The organism is Micromonospora sp. NPDC002389 (assembly GCF_040296095.1).
Taxonomy (GTDB): Bacteria; Actinomycetota; Actinomycetes; order Mycobacteriales; family Micromonosporaceae; genus Micromonospora.
In genome coordinates, this window is record NZ_JBEOWP010000022.1 from 25,020 (window position 1) to 45,475 (window position 20,456).

The following is a 20,456-nucleotide window of genomic DNA, read 5'->3' on the forward strand; positions in this document are numbered from 1 at the left end:
GACCCAGTGTCCGGACAGGCCGTTTTGCATTACTTGGCGTGAGTGACCCGGATCGCCGCCGCCAGTCACGCATCCGAACTTGATCTACCTCCCGGGGCGGTTATCCAGCGACCGTCCCGGCTGTCCGGGATCCTGTCCGAGCGATGTCTTGACCAGTACGGACATCAGGGCCCCGACAAAGTCGTGACGGTGTCTGATTTGTGAGGCTTGGAGTAGAAGCGCCGTTGGTGGTGGCAGCAAGACGGGCATGACCGGCTCAGAAGATCATCAAGGTTCTCTACGCCATGCTGATCGCCCGAAGTGAGTCATGCCCGCGCTGCCATCATCGCTGATCTCGTCCCTGTCCCGCCAGGCCGACATCCTGAGAGCATGGCGATCGTTCCTTGACGACCGTGCGGCCGGTCGGCCACACCCGGGCATCGAGGGTCTGAGTGCCGCCGTCACCAAGGCCGTCATCCGGCCGGAGTCCTACTCGCTCAACACGGCGGAGTACCTACCAGGCCCGATGGGGCTCCGTGCCCCCGACGCCGAAGCCGCCCGCGCTGGCCTGGGCGCGACTTACTCACGGGCCGTCTACTGCCGCAGGGCGGCCGAGGATGCAGCGGTCGTTGCTTCCCAGCCGCTCGGCGCGCAGATCGTCCGTCTTGGCGACGTCTGCGACGTCAAAGCGGGCTATTCATACTCGCGGCTGCGAGCTGAAGAGCGATCCGACGAGCAGGGAGTCCCCATCGTCCTGCCGCGGCACCTGCGTGACGGGAGAATCGTGGCGGACAAACCGCCGCGAGCCCCGCGAGCAACCGCTAAGGCATTGAAGGACTACTGGCTACGCACCGACGATGTGCTCTGCGTGCGGACCGGGGCACTTACGGCACCCGCCATCGTGCGACCGACCGAGACGGATTGGCTCCTGAGCACAAACCTGCTGCGTCTGCGAGTCTCAGACCCGGATGTCCTCAACCCCTACTATCTGTACGCATATCTGCGCTCCGCAGCGGGCACGGATAGGATGAAGGCGTTCGTACGGGCTACCGTAACCGCATACGTAACCGCAGCGGACGTCGCGGCGATGGAGATCCCGTTGCCGCCGCAGGCTCGGCAGCAGTCGCTGGTCGCAGCGCTACGCGCACTTGACGAAGAGGTCGTGGCGGCGCGCGACCTGGCCGCCCGGGTCGCCGAGACCCGCGATGTGGTAGTCCGCCGGCTGTTCGGCGGTGCCCGATGACGAGACGCAAGCTCTCCCGCGAGCACCGATCCGTCGCGGCCGCCGTAGTGATCTCCGGCGGTGTCGGGGTCGTCGCAGCCGTGCTGTTCCACCACGGCGGAGCTGACCCTTCCACGGCGGTGATCGCGGGCGGCGCAGCCTTCGGCGCGGCCATGACACTCGTCCTGGAAGTCCTCAAATACCTTCGCGGCCTATGAGTTCGGCGACCGCCGAGATCAGTTGCCTACGAATCCGTACACATCCCAGGAGTTGTGCACGGCGAAAGCGATCCTTAGGTCAGTAACGCCCTGCTTCTCCGCCGGCCGGCTTCGCCTCGGTACGGCGGGGCGGCGCTGGTGACGCTGTCCAGCCGTCGCCTGCGCGATTTGCGTTACACGCTCAGGCCACGGCATCCAGTTGTCCCACGGGTCAGGCCCCAGTCCCGGACAACGCTCGCCAAGTCTCACAGTTGTCCCAGATCAGCACTAACCGGCGTACGCCCTGAGCGGACCGCGGCGGCAGTTCGTGTCTGTGCTAGCATTGCTCTCATCGGCTGAGGTTAGGAGGAGTGATGGCAGCGCTCAGCATCAGGGATCTCGACGATGCGGTGCGGGAGAAGTTGCGCCGCCGCGCTGCGCAGCATGGCCGATCCATGGAGGCCGAGATCCGCGACATCCTCACCAGAGCCGTCGCTGAGGATGCGCCGGTGAATGACCTATTCGGCGCACTCACTGATCGATTCGCCAGACTCGGCGGCGTCGAACTGGAGCTGCCGTCTCGTTCGACGTCACCCCGCGCAGCGAGCCTGCCCGAATGATGATCGTCCTGGACACCAACGTCGTTTCCGAACTCATGCGGGCCGAGCCCGCACAGGTGGTACTCGCGTGGATCCAGCAGAACTCGCGTGCCGGCCTGTACACCACGGCGATCACTGTGGCTGAGATCCGCTACGGCATCGCGCGGCTGCCGGCAGGGCAGCGCCGGGAGTCACTGCACCAGGCCGCCAACGAGATCTTCGCCGCCTTTCCCCGCCAAGTGCTGCCCTTCGACCTCGCCGCAGCCAGCGCCTACGCCGACGTCGTCGCCGGGCGGGACAGACTCGGCCACCCGATCGACGGGTTCGACGCCCAGATCGCCGCCATCTGCCGCGCCCAAGCTGCCACCCTCGCCACCCGTAACACCAAGGACTTCACCGACACGGGGATCGGCGTCGTCGATCCCTGGCAGGACGCGACCACCTGAAACCACCACTTCGCCCGCCGCCGTCAGCGGTCCGCGTTCAATCCTGAGTGACGTCTCGTGTCTCTCTCATGCGTCCATGGCGGATCATGTCCAGGTGTAGGTGATCTCGGCGGGCCGCCGGGAGTGGATCTTTCCGTTCACCGGGCTGCAGCCCGCCCAGTTCCGGCACCACCGCACCGTCCGAGCCCAGGTCGAACACGTCCTGGCCTGCATGAAGTGCTTCAAGATTCCGCGCGACTACCGTCGCGCCGCCCACACATTGACCGACGCCGCATCCGGTATCGCTCACCTCCGCAACATCATCCACGCCAGATGACATCAACACCGTTGACCAGCAACGCCTTCGGCGCTGGTGAAGTGTTCGAAGGCGCGCAGGACGAACCCGCCGGTGAAGTCATCGGCGCGTAGTTCAAGGAAACGGGCGGCGATCTGCCAGGCGGTGGTGGGGTCGCAGGTCGGGGATGAAGGCCGCCTCGTGCCAATGGTGTTTCATCGATTTGGTGTAGTCGCGCAGTACGGCGGCGCCGGTGCCGAGTTGTGTCCGGGCGTGGTCGAAGGCAGTTCGCTGCGCGCTGGTGGTGCCAACCGGGAAGTTCGTGGGCGCGGCGGTACTGGTCGCCGTTGGTGCGCAGGGTCACGCCGCGGGTGGTGAGGGCATCGGCGAAGGCGGCGTACTGGTCGCTGTGGAGCATCCAGCCGCAGTAGACCGCGACGCCGCCGACGGGCACGGCTGCGACGGCGCGGTGCGGCTCGTCGCGGGTCAGTGCGTCGGGTCGACCACGGCGACGTCGATCCCGGCTTCGCGGGCGGCGTGGGCCTCGGGCGCGAACGGGGACTCCCCACAGCTCAGTCGACAGACGAGGCGGTACGGGACCTGGAGCCGGACCGCCTCTTCTGTCCGTAGGGTGGTGGGAGTCGCCCCCGCAGCGGGCCGGCCGTCCGTTCCTCGTTCACGCCGCGGGAGAGACACCATGACATCCACGTCTGTCCGACGGTTGACGGGCGCGGTCGGCCAGGTCGTGTTGGGCGTGATGCTGCTCGTTGCCGGCGCTGCCCACCTGACCGTCGCGCGCCAGGAGTTCCGGGCGCAGGTGCCCTCCTGGCTCCCGCTCGATGCCGACCTCGTCGTCGTCGCCTCAGGAGTGGTCGAGATCTGTCTGGGGCTGGCCCTGCTCGCCGCTTGGAGACAGCCCGTACGCGGCCTCACCGGAGCGGTCGTAGCCGCCTTCTTCGTCGCGGTCTTCCCGGGCAACATCGCTCAGTTCACTGAAGGGCGTGACGGATTCGGCCTGGACACCGACGCGGCACGGGCGGTCCGCCTGCTCTTCCAGCCGTTGCTCGTGCTCTGGGCGCTCGCCGCCACCGATGCGGTTCCCGCGCTGCGCTCACTGCGCCGTCGCCCTGAATCCTGACGTCCCGACCAGGTCGAGGGCTGACCCGAACCTCGGGTCAGCCCTCGACGGTGTAGCGGCCGAGTCCAGTAGGGTGATCGTCAGCCGATCGGGATGGCGCCGATAATGCGCAACCCGAGGTGGGCATCGGTTCGTGTCAATCCTCGGACACTCCCGCGTAGCAGCTATGCGACGCACGACGTACCGGTGGTCGAGCATCCTCGACCACCGCTGGTCTTTCTCCGGCAGCGAGCCCCGCACCGCTCTGCGCAGCGGCAGGCTGGAGCGTGAGCTGTGACCTCCCGTACCGGCTCGTCCGTGATCCCCGCCGTCGTCCCGCCGCCGCTGCGTCCGGTGCTCCCGGCCGTTTTGCGGTGGCCCTGAACCGTGGTTGGCGGCGTCCGCGAGCGGCTGCGGGCCGCTGGTGCGGTCGACCTCATCCCCGGGGTACGCCTCGCCGCCACCTTCGCGCCTACCACCGCGACCGCCCTCGCCTGCATCTGGACCACAGCCGAGACCATCGCTGGTCAGGTGCCCTGTGACCAAGGGCCAGCGTAGCGAGGGCAACGCCGCCGCGGTCCCGAACGAAACGGCCCCCGGTCAGTCGAGGTGGGTCTCGATCTCGGCCAGTTCCTCGGAGGTGAAGTCCGGGTTTTCCAGGGCAGCGACGTTCGCCTCCAACTGGGCGACGCTGCTCGCGCCGATGATCAGGCTGGTCATGCGCGGGTCGCGCAGCGCCCAGGCGAGCGCGAGCTGGGCCAGGGACTGCCCGCGCCGCGCGGCCACCCCGCCGAGCGCCCGGATCCTGGCCATCTTCTGCTCGTCGAGGCTGCTCTCGTTGAGGAAAACGCTGGTGCGTACCCGGGAGTCGTCGGGGATGCCGTCCAGGTAGCGGTCGGTGAGCAGCCCCTGGGCGAGCGGGCTGAACGCGATGCAGCCGGCACCCACCCGCTCCAGCGTGTCCAGTAGGCCGTCGCGCTCGGTCCAGCGGTCGAGCATCGAGTACGCCGGCTGGTTGATCAGCAGTGGCGTGCCGAGGTCGCGCAGGATCGCAGCAGCCCGCTCGGTCTGCGCCGAGTCGTAGTTGGAGATGCCGACGTACAGGGCTTTGCCGGAGCGGGCGATCGCGTCCAGCGCCCCCATCGTCTCCTCGAGCGGGGTGTCGGGGTCGAACCGGTGGGAGTAGAAGATGTCGACGTAGTCCAGCTCCATCCGGCGCAGCGACTGGTCCAGCGAGGCGATCAGGTACTTTCGGGAGCCGCCCTCGCCGTACGGGCCGGGCCACATGTCGTACCCGGCCTTACTGGAGATCACCAGTTCGTCACGGTAGTGCTTGAGGTCCGTGGCGAGCATCCGGCCGAAGTTCTCCTCCGCCGCCCCGGGCGGCGGGCCGTAGTTGTTCGCCAGATCGAAGTGGGTGACGCCGAGGTCGAAGGCGCGCCGGACGATGTCCCGCTGCCGCGCGAACGGTCGGTCCGGCCCAAAGTTGTGCCACAGCCCGAGCGATACGGCCGGCAGCCGCAGCCCGCTGCGCCCGCTGCGGCGGTAGGGCATCGTTCGGTAGCGCTCGTCCGAGGCAGGATGGGTCACGGTACCGACCCTATCCAGCGCGCCTGACCGGGTGGCGGTGGTGCGAAGGTTGTCTGTTCCAGACGTGCCGGCGTGGCCGAGCCCGCCGACGGGCGGTAGTGCAGCGGCTACCGAAGAGCTCGGATTGTCGCCCGCCTCGTGGTGGGGCTCACCGTACTCACCGACGTGCAGGATCCTGGCGACCTCGTGAGCCCATGCGTCCAGGTCGTGCATCCAGATCAGCGCACCCTTTCCGGTGTAGACCAGGTCGGCGCTGGAGTCCGGGAGCGGTACGTGCGGCACGGTGGCGACGATGTACCGGCACGCGACGCCGAGCTCGTCGGCACGTCGATGCGCCGCCGTCACGGCTACCTCGCTGTAGTCGACGTCGACGAGGATCTGGCCCGGCGTGGACGCAAACCGAGGGATCAGGACGCGAGTCACCAGACGGGCGGGGCGTGGGGGCGACCCTTCAGCTCGTGGAATCCATCGGCCTCAGCGACCAAGAGCGTGCCGTCCCACAGCCGGCCCGCCGCCTCACCGCGCGGCACACGCGACATCACCGGCCCGAACCAGGCGATCAGCCGCCCGTCCTCGGGTGCCACCACGGTGATGGGGGTCCCGACGTGGGTGCCGATCTGGCGGATCCCGGCTGTGTGTGAGGCCCGCAGCACCGCGTCGTGCTCAGGCGAGTTCCAGGCGGTCGCCAGGTCCGCAGGTAGCCCAGCGGCGGTCAGCACCTCGTCGAGCGGGGTCCAGTCGCCACTCACGGCCATCGCGCCGTACCGGTCATAGAGGCGGCCCACCGCCTCGGCACCGTACCTGTCTTGGACAGCGGCGAACAGACGAGCGGGCCCCCACAGGAATCCGTCCGGATCGTTCTCCGGATCGTCGTCGCGGCCCTCGTTCAGCACGGACAGGCTCATGATCTGTCACACGACACGTACCGGACGGACCTTCTCCACCTCATGCAACCAGCGGGAGACGAGCCAGGTGTACGGACAGCTCGGATCGAACCAGAACGTCGCGGTCAGCGGAGCCATGGCGCCAACGTACCGCGATCATCACGCCCGGCCAGATGCCGCAGCGAGTGGTCGATCTTGCTTGCGGGCCCGTGTCGATCCGGAAACTGGCAGTTCAGGCACCTGACAGGAGCAGCGCGAAGGGCTCGTCTGGGGCCTCGTATCGCGGACACCCCCGAACGAGCCCCCGATGCCTTACCCAGCCGCGCCTCCAAAAGACCGCCGCTGTATACCACCACCGGCGCCGGACTCAAGGTGAGCCTCAACCGACGCATACCCGGCGAGGACCGGTGCCCGATCCAACCTTGCGAATCATCTGGAGGCCTCTCCTGGCAGTGACATCGGCATCCAGATTCGCCGGATGGGGTGCACCCGACTCCGGATCGTCAGCGAGTCCATGGCGGATTCCCGGCTGCGCAGTCCCGAGGAGCTGGATGCGGCGGTAGCGACGCTGACATTGATAGCCGATCATCCGGTGTCCACGGTCGGGGCGGGATCACCACGATGGAACGACCGACGGCGGAGGGGGCGATGCGCAGGTGATCGACCGACCGCCGGGACAGCCTGATCCGGGCAGGGCTCGTCGGGCCGCGGGGTGGGGCGGGGTGGCGCTGCTGATGGCGGCAGGGGCGTTCGCGGCTGTCGCCAACTTCGTACCGTGGTCTGTGGCGGCCGGGTTGGGTGCGCTGTCCGGTGCCACCGGCGTGGTGGGTGGGGTGCGGTGGCAGCGGCGCGTTGACCGCCGGTCGCGGGAAGCCGCGTGGGCTGCGGCCGTCAGCCACGGCCCGGCTGTTACGCACGCCGCCGGCGTCGACGAGGAGAGCGTGCTCCAGCTGCTTCTGCCCGAGCACCAGCTCGTCACGTACAGCGTTCGCCACCAATCACTCCTGCGCGAGCTGCTGCGGTGGGCCGACAACCGGGCAGAGATCAGTGATCAGGTGCTGTACGTGGACGGCCATCCAGGGTCCGGCAAGACCCGACTTTTGGTCGAGTTCACCGCGCGGGTGTCGGCACGGTGCGGCTGGGTCCCTGCCGGTGGTGGCGAAGCGGCGGTGGTGGCCGCATCGGCACTGACGGAACCGGTGGTGTTGATCGTCGACGACGCCGATACCCGAGACGATGTGCCCGCACTGCTGGCAGCCCTCACGAGAACCAGTCGGGGCGTGGTGCGGGTGGTGTTGGCCGCGCGCACGCCGCAGTGGTGGCCCACGGTGCGAGCCGCTCTGCCCCCACACGCGTTAACTGACCTGCCCTACCGGGCACAGCTCACCGTTACACCAATCGTTGGCGATGCCCACAATCAGCGGCAGGTCTTCGACCAGGCACTGCGGTCCTTCACCCCGGAAGGAACCACTCCGCCATCGGCGACGCTGACGCCGCAGAACCCGTCCCCACCGATCATCCTGGTGCACGCCGCCGCAGCGTTCGCACACCAGCAACAACAGCACGGCGCGATAGACCTCGACACCGTGGCCGCTGACGTGTTCGCGCACGAGCAGACGCGGTGGCAGCCGAGCATCCACCAGGCGGGCCTGACTCACCTGCCGGGCGCGACCCTGCACGAGGCTCTGCTACTGGCGGCGCTAGTGGGTGCCGTGGACGAGGCGGCGGCAGTGCGGCTATTCGACTGCCTGCCCACGCTGGCCGGCCCGGTCACCGTGGACACCCGCCGCCGGGTCGCGGACTGGCTGCGGGGCTCGTACCCGCAACGGAACCCGGACTGGCTGGCCCCGCACCTGCCCGCCGTCCTGATGGAACGACACGCGGCATACACGGTGGCGAACAATCGTGCCCTGGCGTCCACCCTGGCGGCGGCGACGTCCGGCGATGAGGACCGCGCCCGCCGCCTGTTCACCACGATCGGCCGCGCGCGGACCCACAGCCCGCACGCCGATGACGCGTTGGCCGCGATCATCGACTCCGACCCATACCCGATGGCTGCCGCGGCAGTCACCGCCGCCGCAGCCGCCGCTCTCGCCCTGGACCATGTCCTGGCCGCGAGCCTGACCAAGACCGGTACGACTCTGACCGCCGACCAGCTCCAAGACCTGTACCGCCTCATACCCACACGAGCACGGCGACATCTGCTGGCGGCCACCGCCGTCACCCTGCTTCGTACCTACCTGAACCACCACACCGTCGACCTCAACCACCCGGACACCCTGTCCGTCCGGCACGACCTGGCCGACGTGTTGTTAGTTCAGGGTCGGTACGAGGAGGCGGCTGACGAGTTCCGGGCGGTGCTGGCGGCCCGGACCGAGGTGCTCGGTCCCGACCACCCCGACACCCTGTCCGTCCGGCACGACCTGGCCGACGCGTTGTCAGATCAGGGTCGGTACGACGAGGCGGCCGCCGAGTTCCGGGCGGTGTTGGCGGCCCGGACCGGGGTGCTCGGTCCCGACCACCCCGACACCCTGCGGTCCCGCTACGGCCTGGCGGTGGTGTTGGCGGACCAGGGTCGGTACGACGAGGCGGCTGACGAATGCTGGGCGGTGTTGGCCATCCGTGCCGAGGTGCTCGGTCCCGACCACCCGGACACCCTGGGTACCCGCCACGGCCTGGCCGGACTGTTGGCGGAGCAGGGTCGGTACGACCAGGCGGCTGACGAATGCCGGGCGGTGTTGGCCACTCGTACCGAGACCCTCGGTCCCGACCACCCCGACACTCTGGTCACCCGCCACAACCTGGCTGGCATGCTGGCCCTGCAGGGCCGTTACGACGAGGCAGCCGACGAATACCGGTGGGTGTCGGCCACCCGTGCCGAGGTTCTCGGCCCCGATCACCCGAATACTCTGCACTCCCGCCACAACTTGGCCAGCGTGTTGGCGGACCAGGGCCGCTACGACGAGGCGGCCGCCGAATTCCAGGCGGTGCTGGCCACTCAGATCGAGGCCCTCGGCCCCGATCACCCGAACACTCTGCACTCCCGCCACAACCTGGCCAGCGTGTTGGCGGATCAGAGCCGGTTCGACGAGGCGGCCACCGAATTCCAGGCGGTGCTGGCCACTCAGACCGAGGTCCTCGGCCCCGACCACCCCGACACCCTAGGCACCCGCCACGGCCTGGCCGGATTGTTGGCAGCGCAAAGCCGTTACGACGAGGCAGCCGACGAATACCGATTGGTGTCGGCCACCCGTGCCGAGGTTCTCGGCGCCGATCACCCGAACACTCTGCAATCCCGTCACAACCTGGCCAGGATGCTGGAGGAGCAGGGTCGGTACGACGAGGCAGCCACCGAGTTCCGGGCGGTGTTGGCCACCCAGACCAAGGTCCTCGGTCCCGACCACCCGGACACCACCCAGACACGCAAATCCATGAACCTGCTCGCCAAGCACCAGAAGTAACGACCCACCATCGATGGATGATCAACAGTCCGGCGAAGCGAGCCCTGCTGAACCCCGTCCCGCTTGGCTGCCGCCGACGTTCTGCTTCGCCCAGACGACAGCGAGGTCAATCCTGGATCCCGTGCCGTGCCCGAAAACTAGTGATCATTACCGTCCGCCGCCCAGTTACCATCCCTGGTGATGGCGGAGTTCGTGCACGTGACCGGGGCGCGTTCGGCGCGCGGCATTCAGCGTTCGGGGATCGCGGCGCGTAGCCGTGGGTGGGCTGGCGGGCGTGGCGTGTACTGCATGCCGGTGCTGTCGTCGTTCACGCTGACCTATCAGTGGGTCCGTGAGTTGCGGCGCTGGCACTCGGGCGTGTTGGTCGCGGTGCAGTTTCGGCTGTCTGATGATCAGCCGGTGACTGTTGGGCGTTTCGGTGCCCCGCCGCGTGAGGCCACCGCTTCGCAGGCTGTTGCGGCGGTGCGTGAGCTCGATGATCCGCGTGGTTTCGAGGTGTTCGTGCCGCGCGTGATCGGCGTCGGTGAGGTACGTCGGGTCCGTGACGTGCCGCAGGGGGTGGGGTGGCGGTACGTGCCGGCTGCTCATGGTCGGCGGCCCTGCCCGTGCCCGGCTTGTCTGCCGCGGGGGGCGTACAAGGTGGCCACGGTGCGCCGGCGGTTCTCTGACGAGGAGCCTGTGCGGCCGAAGAGCGAGTTGATGACGCGGCTGCGCGCGGCGGTCACCGCTGACGAGATCATCGACGTGTTGGGTGAGCTTGGTCGAGGTCGACGCGGCGGTGCGGAGGAACTGGCGTACCTTGCCGATCATCCCGAACCGGACGTCCGCGACACCCTCGCAGGTGTCCTGCGGTCCTACCGCGGCTGCGAAGCGCGGCGGCTCCGCGAGCAGCTACATCTCAGCGCTTCATCAGCGTCACACCCGGACAGCTGCTGATCGACGCCGGAGCGGCTGCGCACAGCCCGTGAGTCGAACACGCTGTCGCTGAACCCCACCGACTGAGTCACGAACTACCACCACAAAGTCCTGGCAGTGCCACGAGTCCGCACGCCGACAAGGCCCGGGCACGACGAGCGGCCACCGGGACAATCACCGCCCGACGTGAAGCCGCACAGCGCCGGCCGCCCTGTGGGCGAACCTCGCCGGCGTGGCTGGCCCATGGTCCGTCGCGCGGCAGGACGGACCGCCCGATGCCTGGCTGCTCGGAGGCTGCTCGGACGTCGAACAACTGACACGGACGCGCCAGGACCGCTCCGGAATGAAGCCCCATACAGGCGCCGTCCGGTTAGGGATTCCCTTCGGGCAAACAAGATCATGAGGGGTCTGAACTGAGGGAACGCGGTTGGGCTCTTCTTGCTGTCCGGTCTGTGTGGACGGGGAGCGTCATGTGGGTGTCAGCCCTGTAGGCGAGTTCTTCTCGCGCCCTGCGGTCCTGACGTTTGGCTTCGGCTTGGTGGCAGCAATGGAACCGCCTGCCACGATTCGGAACGCTATCTGCCGCAGTTTGGGCAGCGGCTGTCACCGCTCGCTGCCGGGATGCTGGCCGTCGCAGTGGTGCGTGCCCGAATCGCGAGTGCGGCAGCCGGGGGTATCGCGCCCATGAGGACAACGCCGATGGCGGTCCCAGTCATGACCCGGAAGTCAGAGTGTCCAGCACCCACGGCGGGGGCGATGTTCTCGGTCAGGGGATACAGGGCGAGTAGTCCGATTGGTGTGAGCAGGACGAGAAGGGCCCACACGCCTCGGGCGTCACCGCGCAGCGAGAGCACGGTGGCGGCGAGCATGGCGGTCAGCAGGAGCACTGCGCCGGCTTCGGGAAGGATGGCGGCTCCGTTGCTGTACCGGTAGAACCATCCGCTGCCGCCGGACAGTGCCCCGACTGCGAGGAGGGCTGCCGCCGGCTTCACCGCGAGGGGTATGAGGCGGAGGCGTCGTGTCGTGTGGGCGGGGACTGCCAGTGCCAGTAGGCCGAGGGCCGTCTGGGGTAGCAGCACGATCAGGTACGGGCGGGGCAGGTCGAACAGGGCGGCGACGGGCGCCACGAGGGCGGTGAGTGCCAGCGCCAGGCCGGTAGCGATACGCGCCCACGTGGCCGGGCCGAAGGCATGCACGACGGCGGTGAGTAGCCAGCCGCTCCACACGATGATGCCGGTGGTGGCGAACGGTCCGAAGGCTGGTGAGCCCCACAGGCCCGAAACGGTGACCACCTCGGCGGCGGCCCAGAAGGCAGCCACAGCGGTCGCGGTGATGAAGCTGAGAATGGCGGCGAGGTGCAGGCCGGGTATGGCGTCGGCGGCACCGGCGGCGCGTAGGCGTTCCCGGGCCCCGCCGGCCAGCACGTCCGCCGCGTCGAGGAGGGAGGGCCAGCGTCGCGCGGATCCGGCCAGGTCGAGATACGTGCCGACGATCTCGGCGTTGCGCGCCCGGCGGTAGCCGGCGGGGTATGCCCGCAACAGCCGTCGGTATCGGCGCTCCAGATCCCTCATGCCAGTCCTCCCAGGACAGGCGGGGTGAGGGGCCGGGCGGCGGGTGTCGAGCGGCCCAGCCGGAGGGTCGCGGCCTTCACGTTGCGCCGCAGGCGTTCGGTCTCGGCCGCAAGGGTGGCGTTACCGGCGACGGACAGGCGGTAGTAGCGGCGCAGGCGCCCGTCGACGATCTCCGCTCGGTCGACCTCGATCAGGCTTGCGTCCACCAGCCGGTCGAGCGCGCCGTACAAGGTTCCGGGCCGCAGGGACAGCCGCCCCTCGGAAAGGACGGCTACCTCACCGATGATGGCGTAGCCGTGCAGCGGCGGACCGGCGAGAGCGGTGAGGATCCAGAACGTCGGTTCCTGTAACGGTGTGCTCACTCCGGCAATGTATCGGCCGCGAAGGTATTGCGGGGGTGAATTGCCACGAACGTGCACGCCGGAGGGGACGCCGAGGCTGAGGGGGCACGCCCTACTGGCGACGAGGTCGACCTGGTACTCCAGCCGCACCTGATGCAGTCGGTGTCTTCGCTGGTAGTGGGCTGTCCTAGCGCGGCATTGGTGTCGTCGTTGCCATCGTGACCATCGATGGATGTGGTCGAAGGGGCGGGTGGTGGTGATCAGGTGTGCCAGGAGACGGCGGACCTCGCCGAGGGCAAGAGGGATAAGGTCGTCATCGGATTTGGTGCCCCTCTTTCGCGTGGGCGGCGGTGACGGCGAGGTAGGGGTGGGCGCACACACCGAGTGAGCGCCGACATCCCCCGGCGTGGTACGGCGGTACCACGCCGGATGGGCACCGTGGTCGGATGGCGGGCGGCCCGGCCGTCCGTAACGTCGGCCCGGTGATCGAAGTTCACGACCTGACCAGGAGATACGGCGGCGTCTCGGCAGTGCGGCACGTGTCGTTCCGCCTGGAACCCGGTGTCCTGCACGGGATCGTCGGCCCGGCCGGCGCCGGCAAGTCCACGACGCTGCGCCTGATGGTCGGGCTGGACCGGGCCACGTCCGGCCGGTGCCTGTTCGACGGCCGGGCCTACCGTGATCTGGCGTACCCGCTGCGGGAAGTCGGCGTCCTGCTCGCCCCGCCGCCGACTCATCCCGGCCGCACCGGCCGCGACCACCTGCGGATCCTCGCCCGGACCCACGGGATCCCGGACCGCCGCACCGACGAGGTCCTGGAGATGACCGGGCTGGCCGGCGTCGCGCGGCTGCGGGCCGGCGTCTATTCCCCCGGCCTGCGGCAGCGGCTCGGCCTGGCCGGCGCGCTGCTGGGCGACGCGCCGGCCCTGCTGCTCGACGATCCGGCGGCCGGACTGGACCCGGACGGTGTCGCCTGGCTGCGCGCCCTGCTCCGCACGCTCGCCCGCGAGGGCCGGGCCGTCCTGGTCACCGGCCGCCTGACCGGGGAACTGGCCCGCGACATCGACCGGCTGATCATTCTCGGGCGGGGCCGGGTGCTCGCCGACGCTCCGACGGCCGAGGTGATCTCACGGAACACGGTCCCGGCGGTGCGGGCCCGCCCGGACCGCCCGGACGACCTGGAGAAGCTGCTGCGCGGGCACGGCGCGGCCGTCGCCCTGCGCCCGGACGGCCGCCTGGAGATCACCGGGTTGACCTCGGCCGACATCGCCGGGCTGGCTGCCCGCGCCGGGATCCTGCTGATCGAGAACACTTCGGTGCACGCCTCGCTCGATGACGTCTATCTGGCTCTGGCCCGCGGCCGATGATCCGCCTCGTCGCCGCCGAGTGGCTGAAACTCCGCACCCTGACATCGTTCTGGATCTGCGCGGGAACCGCGCTGGTCCTCACCCCTGCGGCCGCGGCGCTGTCCGGGCTCCTGGCCGCTGCGGTCCTCCAGACGGTGATCATCGTGCTGGCGGCTGTCGTGCCCGGTTCGGAATACGCCAGCGGCACCATCCGGACGACCTTCCTGGCCACACCCCGCCGGATCGCCGTGGTGACCGCAAAGGCGGTGGTGGTGACCGTGGTCGCGGCGGTGCTCGGGGCCGTGTGCCTGATGCTGGCGTACGCTGTCGTGACGCCGGTCGATGTGCACTACGGCACAGTCGTAGGCCGGTCGGCCGTCGATATCGGATACTGCGTGCTCGTCGCGCTGTTCGCGCTCGCCGTCACGTTCGCCGTCAAGCACACGGCGTCCGCTGTCAGCCTCGCCCTCAGCGCCGTCCTGCTGGTCAGATTGGTGCTGATGGTGGTGAGCATGATGTTCGGGGCCGACCCGGCGACGGCTCTCTGGAACCTCTGACCCGTGGAGCCCGACACCGGGATCCGGGTCTTCTGGGCCCACCATCCCCACCTGGCCACCGTCATCGTCGTCGTGGTCAGCCTCACGGCCGGCCTCGACTTCGACATGCTGACCGGCGACATGACCTGGGCCAGCTGGTGGGCGGTGGCCGTCAACACGGTGATCTCGCTGGCGCTGATCTGGCGGCGGTCGTGGCCGTGGGCGGTGCTGGCGGTGACCGTGACCGGCGACGTCCTGTCCGGCGACACCCAGCTGATCGCGTTCGCCGTGGTGATGTATGCGCTGGTGGTACACCGCTCGTTGCAGGCCGCGACGATCGGCGCGGTGCTCTCGGTGGCCGTGCTCGGGGTGGTCACCTTCCAGCACGAGGGCCGCTACGGGCTCGGCCCCTTCATCGGCCTCTACGGCCTCGCGGTGATCATTCCGGTGCTGGTCGGCGCGACCGTCGCCACCCGCCGCCGGCACGTGCGGTCGCTGGAGGACCGGGCCGCTCGGCTGGCCCGTGAGAAGGAGCAGGAGGGCAAGCTGGCCGCCGCCCGCGAGCGCGTGCGGATCGCCCACGACATGCACGACATCGTCGCCCACAATCTGACCATCATGGTCCGCCTGGCCGACGGCGCGACCGCGGTCGCCGACACCGACCCGGAGCGTTCCCGCAAGGCCGTGCAGCGGGTCGCTGCCCTGGGCCGGGAGGCGATGACCGACATGCGCCGGCTGCTCGGCGTGCTGCGCGACGACACCCCGGACACTCCTGGTGACCTGGAGAGCCTGATCGAGACGTTCCGGATCGCCGGCCTGCCGGTGACCCTGCGCCGCCACGGGCCGGATCCGTCCTCACCGGGTCTGCAGCGGGTGGTGTTCCGGGTCGTGCAGGAGTCGCTGACCAACGCGCTGCGCTACGCCGACAGGCCCACCGACGTCCTGGTCGACCTGGACTACGGCGACGACCCGATCCGGATCATGGTCGCCGACGACGGCCGGGGCACCACGCCGGCCCCGTCGGTCGGCAGCGAGCAGGGTCTGAACGCGATGCGCGAACGAGTCGCCATGTACGGCGGCACCGTCGAAGCCGGCCGTCAGGTGGTCGGGTGGACCGTACGAGTAGACCTGCCCCATCCCGCAGAAGGCGCCGATGTCTGAGATAACCCTGCTGCTCGTGGACGATCAGGAACTGCTGCGCGAGGGCATGGCCATGGTCCTCGGCGCGGCACCCGGCCTGCGTGTCGTCGGTGAGGCCGGCGACGGCCGGGCCGGTGCCCTGCTGGCCCGGGAACGCCGCCCCGACGTGGTGCTGATGGACGTCCGGATGCCGATCAGGGACGGGATCGAGGCGACGCGGGACATCGTCGCCAACTGTCCCGGCACCCGGGTCCTCATCCTGACCACCTTCGACCTGGACGAGTACGCGTTCACCGGCCTGCGCGCCGGGGCCAGCGGCTTCCTGCTCAAGGACGCGCCCTCGGCCGACCTGATCGACGCGGTCCGCACCGTCGCAGCCGGCGCGGCGGTGGTCTCGCCCCGGATCACCCGCGCCCTGCTCGACCACTACCAGGGCGGGCGGGCCCCCGACCCGGCGGGTACGAGCCTGCTGGAGGAGCTGACCGCCCGGGAGCGCGAGGTGCTGGTCGCGATCGGCCGTGGACTGTCCAACCCTGAGATCGCCGGGGAGTTGTTCCTGTCCGAGTCGACGGTGAAGACCCATGTCGGCCGGGTGCTGGCCAAACTCGGGGCCCGCGACCGGGTGCACGCGGTGATCTGGGCGCACACGAACGGGCTCGTCTGAGTCGTGTGGTACCGCGGTACCACACAGGATGAGGACCGTGGTCGGATGGCTGTCCGGCGGGGCGTCCGTAGTGTCATTCCCATCGACGAGGTCGATGAGAACGGCCTCTGACCAGGAGAAACCTACCCCGCGTCTCGCCGGAAGAGGAATGTGTCATGACCACCAGAACCCGCGTCAACCCCCTCGTGATCTGGGCGCCGGTCTCGGTCGCCTTGCTCGTCGCCGCGTTCGTGGCCTGGATCGGCTGGCCGGTCGGGCCCGCCCAGCTGTCGGAAGGCGCCTCGACCGTCGACGTCTATCTGATCAGTGACGAGCTGAGCACGCCGGCCGAGCGCGGCCAGACCGACGGCTGGTTCGGCGGTTTCGGCCTGCCGTGCGGCACCGACGCGTGGTACGTCGAGGCGAACAACACCGCGATGTGCGCGGCGCTGGACGGCCCGAAGGGCACCGTCGTCGTGGACACCAGGGACAATCAGATCTCGCTGCCCGACGCGTCGCAGACCGCGCTGAAGGTCTGGGCCACCGAGGCCGACGCCGGCACCGAACAGCACACCACCCGCGTCCTGCTGGTGCAGGACAGCACCGCGGTCGCGGTCGTCGCGCTGGCCAGTCCGGCCACCGCTGCCCCGGTCGACTAGCCCCACACCCGAGTCGCTTGACGGGCGCCACCGACGTCCGCGGCCCAGTCGCGCCCCTTTCCACAGACAGGAAGTCCGATGAAAACCAAAATCCCCCTATTTGTCCGCAGCGTGTTGAGTGCGCTTCTCGCCGTGGTGCTGGCCCCGGTCGCCGTCGTGGTTCCGGCGCGTGCCGCCGCTGACTTCACCTGGCGATTCGACGTCCGCTACCCGGCCGAGCAGGAACACTTTGTCGAGCGGGCGCTCGCGAGCGCCTACCCCGCCCGCTACTACGACCTCGATGCCGACGACATGCCGCTCGACCCGGACGAGCTGGTCAAGCGGGACCTGACATGTGATGTCGGCAGTATCGCCGACAAGACCGCCGATGAGCTCATCTTGTGCGGCCTGAGGAAGAAGTACAACGCGAACCCGGACGGCAAGCTGCCGAAGAAGGTGGAGATCGAGCTCCATCAGGGCACGGACACGACCACGATCGAGATCAGGGACACCACGCCACCGGACGCGAACGGAGGAGAGTGGGCGTCGGCCGGAATGTCGATCGTCGGTACTGTCCTGCGGGTCTTCCTGGAGGCAGCCTGCCTCGACTACCGCGTCAACCGGGGGCACCTCGCTTCTGACCCGGTCGTGGTGGCCACCTGTGCCGCCTTCGGCGAGGCACTGTCCAACTTCATCAGTCGTACTGCGGAGAACGCGAGGACCGGCCTGATCAACGACCTGCACGCCTGGGGCGCTGATGTCCTTGCCGTGCTCGTCGCCGCCGGGGTTGCCGGCCTGTGGGAGTGGAGGCTTGTCGGCCAGGTGGTGAACGATGAGGGGGAGTTCTTCCGACAGGTCGTGGTCGTCATCGACCGGATGGCGAGTGGTGTCGGCCGGGTCTGCCCGTTGTGCAGGACGTACCTCGGCTCCGTCTACAAAGCGCTGTATGACAAGTTCATCAGGTCCGCTCCGCCGGTCCCGGCGGTCCCGCGGGGGCTGGCCGCGTTGCGGGTGATGCCGCTCGGTGACTCGATCACCTACGGCGTCGGTGTCGACAACCCGGACGGTACGGGATATCGCGCACGCCTCTTCGACGGGCTGAAGGACGACGCGGTGCTCGACCTCGTCGGCTCGCAGAGTTCGGGGACCCTGCCGGACAAGAACCACGAGGGCCATCCGGGCTGGCGGATCGACCAGATCGATCGGCTGGTGGAGTGTGCGATCCCGCGCTACCGGCCGAACGTGGTGCTGCTGCACATCGGCACCAACGACATGTCGCGCAACTTCGAGGTGGCCGGCGCTCCGGCTCGGCTGGACGCCCTGATCGGCAAGATCGTCAGGTTGGCCCCGGAGACCACGCTGCTGGTGGCGCAGCTCGTGCCGGCGTACAACGCGGGCACCAATAGCCAGGTGCAGGCGTACAACCGGGCGATTCCCGGCATCGTCGCCAAGCACGCAGCCGCCGGCAAGCGGGTCCGAGTGGTCGACATGAGCGCCGTGACGCGGGACGACCTGACCGACTCGGTCCACCCGAACGCCGACGGCTACCGCAAGATGGCTGACGCGTTCCTCGGCGCCGTCCGGGCCGCCCGCGCCGCCGGCACCATCGTCGACCCGGTCGGTGGGAGAGCCGACGCGTGCGCGGGTGAGGTCGGCAAGGCGCCCGACTCGATCTCGGACGGCAGCACTGCGTCCGGTACCGGGTGGCGCTGGGAGGGCATCGTCGCCCCGGGCGTCGGCGCGCCCCGCAACCGGGTGCAGTTCGCGGACGTCGACGGGGACGGCCTGGACGACTACCTGGTGCTCGACGATCAGGCCAGGGTCAAGGCGTGGACCAACGCGCACACCCTCGGTGGCGGGTACGGCTGGAAGTATCGCGGGACGGTTGCGACCGGGGTGGGGGCGGTTCCGGAGAACGTCAGGTTCGCCGACGTCGACGGGGACGCACTCGACGACTACCTCGTGGTGGACGGCACCGGCCGGGTGTCGGCGTGGATCAACCAGTTCACCCCGGCGGGCGGGTTCGGCTGGTCGTACGCCGGGGTGATCGCCACCGGCGTCGGCGCCACCCGCGACCAGGTGCGGTTCGCCGACATGACCGGCGACGGCAAGGACGACTACCTGGTCGTCGACGATCAGGGCCGGGTCACCGCGTACGCCAACGCGTACTCGACCGCCGGTGCGTACGGGTGGTCTTCGATGGGGCAGGTGGCCAGCGGCGTGAACGCGACCCGGGACCGGGTCCGGTTCGCCGACGTCAACGGCGACGCCCGCGACGATTACCTGGTCGTGCACGACGAGGGGCACGTCAACGTCTGGTTGAACACGCTTCCCGCCCTGACCGTCCAGGCACCGGGAACCCGGCCCCCGAGCATCGTGTGGCAGAACCACGGCCGTACCCTGACCGCCGCCGGCGCGAACCGCGACCAGGTCAGGTTCGCCGACATCAACGGCGACGGCAAGGACGACTACCTGTTGGTCGACTCCGCCGGCCGGGCCGCCGCCGCGCTCAACGACAGGTACGGCCGCCCGGACGTGTGGGACTGGCAGGGCGTGATCGGCCGCAACCCGGATCCCACGACCCGCAGCGGCATGGTCGACCTGACCGGCGACGGCCGAGCGGACTGGGTGGCGATCCGCGCGGACGGCAGCGTCGCCGCCTGGGTCAACCGGGTAGGCCAGGGCGGCGGTTACGGCTGGGACTACGCGGGAGCGATCACCACCGGCACCACTCCGGGCCGGGACCGGGTCCGGTTTGCCGACGTGGACGGCGACGGCAAGGACGACTACCTCGTCCTCGACGACAACGGCGCGACCCGGGCATGGCTCAACAGGTACACCCCGGACAGCGGCTTCGGATGGAACTACGTCGGTGTCATCGCCCCGGGTGTCCAGGCACCGAAGGAACAGGTGCGGTTCGCCGACATGGACGGTGATCGCAAGGACGACTACCTCGTCCTCGGCGACGACGGCGGAGTGAGGGCCTGGCTCAACAGGCGTACCGCATCCGGGTGGGGCTGGGACTACGCCGGGTCGATCGCGCCGGGCCCGCACCCGGTGCGCGACGAGATCCACCTGACGGACCTCAACGGTGACCTCCGGGCCGACTACCTACTGGTCGACGCCGCCGGACGGGCCTGGGCCTGGCTCAACGCGTACGGCAACAACCGCTTCACCTGGCGTTTCGACGGACTGGTCGCCTCCGGGGTCGGGGCGAGCGGCCCGCAGGTCCGGTTCGCCGACCTGAACGGCGACCGTCGGGCCGACTACCTGGTGGAGAGCCCGGACGGCCGGATCAAGGCGTGGACCTTCCACGGGTACGTGGTGAACGAGCCGGCGTCGCAGACGCCGATGCCAGGCGCGCCGACCGCCCCGGACGTCGACATCACCTTCGATCCGTGTCTGCTGGAGGTGGCCAACCGACTGCCCTGCTGATTCTCCTGGCGGTCGCGCCACGAACTGCGCTGACTCCAAGCGGAGACGGTCCGAGGGGGAGGTCGTAATGGGTACCGACGGCAGCCAAGACGACGTGCTCGCCGTCGGCAGGTCGTCCTCCG

Annotated in this window: 17 protein-coding genes and 2 pseudogenes; 14 read left to right on the top strand and 5 right to left on the bottom strand. The window is 69.3% G+C overall.

The features are described from left to right. Positions 1-307: 307 nt before the first annotated feature. The 6 genes from ABT008_RS28100 to ABT008_RS28125 all read left to right on the top strand — a co-directional run bounded on the left by ABT008_RS28100 (position 308) and on the right by ABT008_RS28125 (position 3,855). Positions 308-1,222: a restriction endonuclease subunit S gene (locus ABT008_RS28100; RefSeq protein ID WP_350699980.1), complete on the top strand. Its 915-nt coding sequence runs from the start codon at positions 308-310 to the stop codon at positions 1,220-1,222. Further along, on the top strand, positions 1,219-1,419 hold the full coding sequence (locus ABT008_RS28105; RefSeq protein WP_350699981.1) for a hypothetical protein: 201 nt from the start codon (positions 1,219-1,221) through the stop codon (positions 1,417-1,419). Before ABT008_RS28100 ends, ABT008_RS28105 begins: the two co-directional genes overlap by 4 nt. A 353-nt stretch (positions 1,420-1,772) precedes the next feature. Further along, positions 1,773-2,018: a FitA-like ribbon-helix-helix domain-containing protein gene (locus tag ABT008_RS28110; protein WP_131053372.1), complete on the top strand. Its 246-nt coding sequence runs from the start codon at positions 1,773-1,775 to the stop codon at positions 2,016-2,018. Further along, complete coding sequence (locus tag ABT008_RS28115; protein WP_350699983.1) at positions 2,015-2,443, top strand: type II toxin-antitoxin system VapC family toxin; 429 nt, start codon at positions 2,015-2,017, stop codon at positions 2,441-2,443. The genes ABT008_RS28110 and ABT008_RS28115 overlap by 4 nt, the downstream gene beginning before the upstream one ends. Positions 2,444-2,543: 100 nt before the next feature. Next, positions 2,544-2,759 carry a hypothetical protein gene (locus ABT008_RS28120; protein ID WP_502890513.1) on the top strand — a complete coding sequence of 72 codons (216 nt, stop codon included), beginning with the start codon at positions 2,544-2,546 and terminating at the stop codon, positions 2,757-2,759. 655 nt (positions 2,760-3,414) lie between these two features. Further along, positions 3,415-3,855, top strand: coding sequence for a DoxX family protein (locus ABT008_RS28125; protein ID WP_350699985.1), 441 nt, complete (start codon positions 3,415-3,417; stop codon positions 3,853-3,855). A 579-nt stretch (positions 3,856-4,434) separates the two neighbouring features. On the opposite strand, the gene mgrA is transcribed toward ABT008_RS28125, so the two are convergent. The 3 genes and pseudogenes from mgrA to ABT008_RS28140 form a co-directional block, all read right to left on the bottom strand. Next, complete coding sequence (mgrA, locus tag ABT008_RS28130) at positions 4,435-5,424, bottom strand: L-glyceraldehyde 3-phosphate reductase (protein WP_350700033.1); 990 nt, start codon at positions 5,422-5,424, stop codon at positions 4,435-4,437. 171 nt (positions 5,425-5,595) lie between these two features. Next, positions 5,596-5,847, bottom strand: a pseudogene (locus ABT008_RS28135) (class I SAM-dependent methyltransferase); the annotation flags it as partial. Then, positions 5,844-6,446, bottom strand: a pseudogene (locus ABT008_RS28140) (mycothiol-dependent nitroreductase Rv2466c family protein). The pseudogenes ABT008_RS28135 and ABT008_RS28140, both read right to left, overlap by 4 nt. Before the next feature lie 584 nt (positions 6,447-7,030). Here ABT008_RS28140 and ABT008_RS28145 point away from each other — a divergent pair. Both ABT008_RS28145 and ABT008_RS28150 read left to right on the top strand, forming a co-directional pair. Beyond that, complete coding sequence (locus tag ABT008_RS28145; protein ID WP_350699987.1) at positions 7,031-9,769, top strand: tetratricopeptide repeat protein; 2,739 nt, start codon at positions 7,031-7,033, stop codon at positions 9,767-9,769. Between the two features lie 180 nt (positions 9,770-9,949). Next, positions 9,950-10,705 carry a HEAT repeat domain-containing protein gene (locus ABT008_RS28150; protein ID WP_350699988.1) on the top strand — a complete coding sequence of 252 codons (756 nt, stop codon included), beginning with the start codon at positions 9,950-9,952 and terminating at the stop codon, positions 10,703-10,705. A gap of 554 nt (positions 10,706-11,259) precedes the next feature. Here ABT008_RS28150 and ABT008_RS28155 read toward each other — a convergent pair. Together ABT008_RS28155 and ABT008_RS28160 are read right to left on the bottom strand one after the other, a co-directional pair. Continuing rightward, entirely contained in the window at positions 11,260-12,255 is a 996-nt protein-coding gene (locus ABT008_RS28155) for a hypothetical protein (protein ID WP_350699990.1), read from the bottom strand. After that, the gene (locus ABT008_RS28160) at positions 12,252-12,617 is read right to left on the bottom strand and encodes a PadR family transcriptional regulator (protein ID WP_350700035.1); all 366 of its coding nucleotides are present in this window, start codon (positions 12,615-12,617) and stop codon (positions 12,252-12,254) included. Before ABT008_RS28160 ends, ABT008_RS28155 begins: the two co-directional genes overlap by 4 nt. 461 nt (positions 12,618-13,078) lie before the next feature. Between ABT008_RS28160 and ABT008_RS28165 the strand changes: the two genes are divergently transcribed. From ABT008_RS28165 to ABT008_RS28190, 6 genes are all read left to right on the top strand, one after another. Continuing rightward, entirely contained in the window at positions 13,079-13,963 is an 885-nt protein-coding gene (locus tag ABT008_RS28165; protein ID WP_350699992.1) for an ATP-binding cassette domain-containing protein, read from the top strand. Further along, entirely contained in the window at positions 13,960-14,499 is a 540-nt protein-coding gene (locus ABT008_RS28170) for a hypothetical protein (protein WP_350699994.1), read from the top strand. Before ABT008_RS28165 ends, ABT008_RS28170 begins: the two co-directional genes overlap by 4 nt. A gap of 3 nt (positions 14,500-14,502) precedes the next feature. Next, positions 14,503-15,639, top strand: a complete 1,137-nt coding sequence (locus tag ABT008_RS28175; RefSeq protein ID WP_350699996.1) for a sensor histidine kinase — start codon at positions 14,503-14,505, stop codon at positions 15,637-15,639. Then, positions 15,632-16,282, top strand: a complete 651-nt coding sequence (locus ABT008_RS28180; RefSeq protein WP_350699998.1) for a response regulator — start codon at positions 15,632-15,634, stop codon at positions 16,280-16,282. Before ABT008_RS28175 ends, ABT008_RS28180 begins: the two co-directional genes overlap by 8 nt. A gap of 155 nt (positions 16,283-16,437) precedes the next feature. Then, entirely contained in the window at positions 16,438-16,920 is a 483-nt protein-coding gene (locus ABT008_RS28185; RefSeq protein ID WP_350700000.1) for a hypothetical protein, read from the top strand. Positions 16,921-16,998: 78 nt separating this feature from the next. Continuing rightward, the gene (locus tag ABT008_RS28190) at positions 16,999-20,334 is read left to right on the top strand and encodes an FG-GAP-like repeat-containing protein (RefSeq protein WP_350700002.1); all 3,336 of its coding nucleotides are present in this window, start codon (positions 16,999-17,001) and stop codon (positions 20,332-20,334) included. Positions 20,335-20,456: the final 122 nt, after the last annotated feature.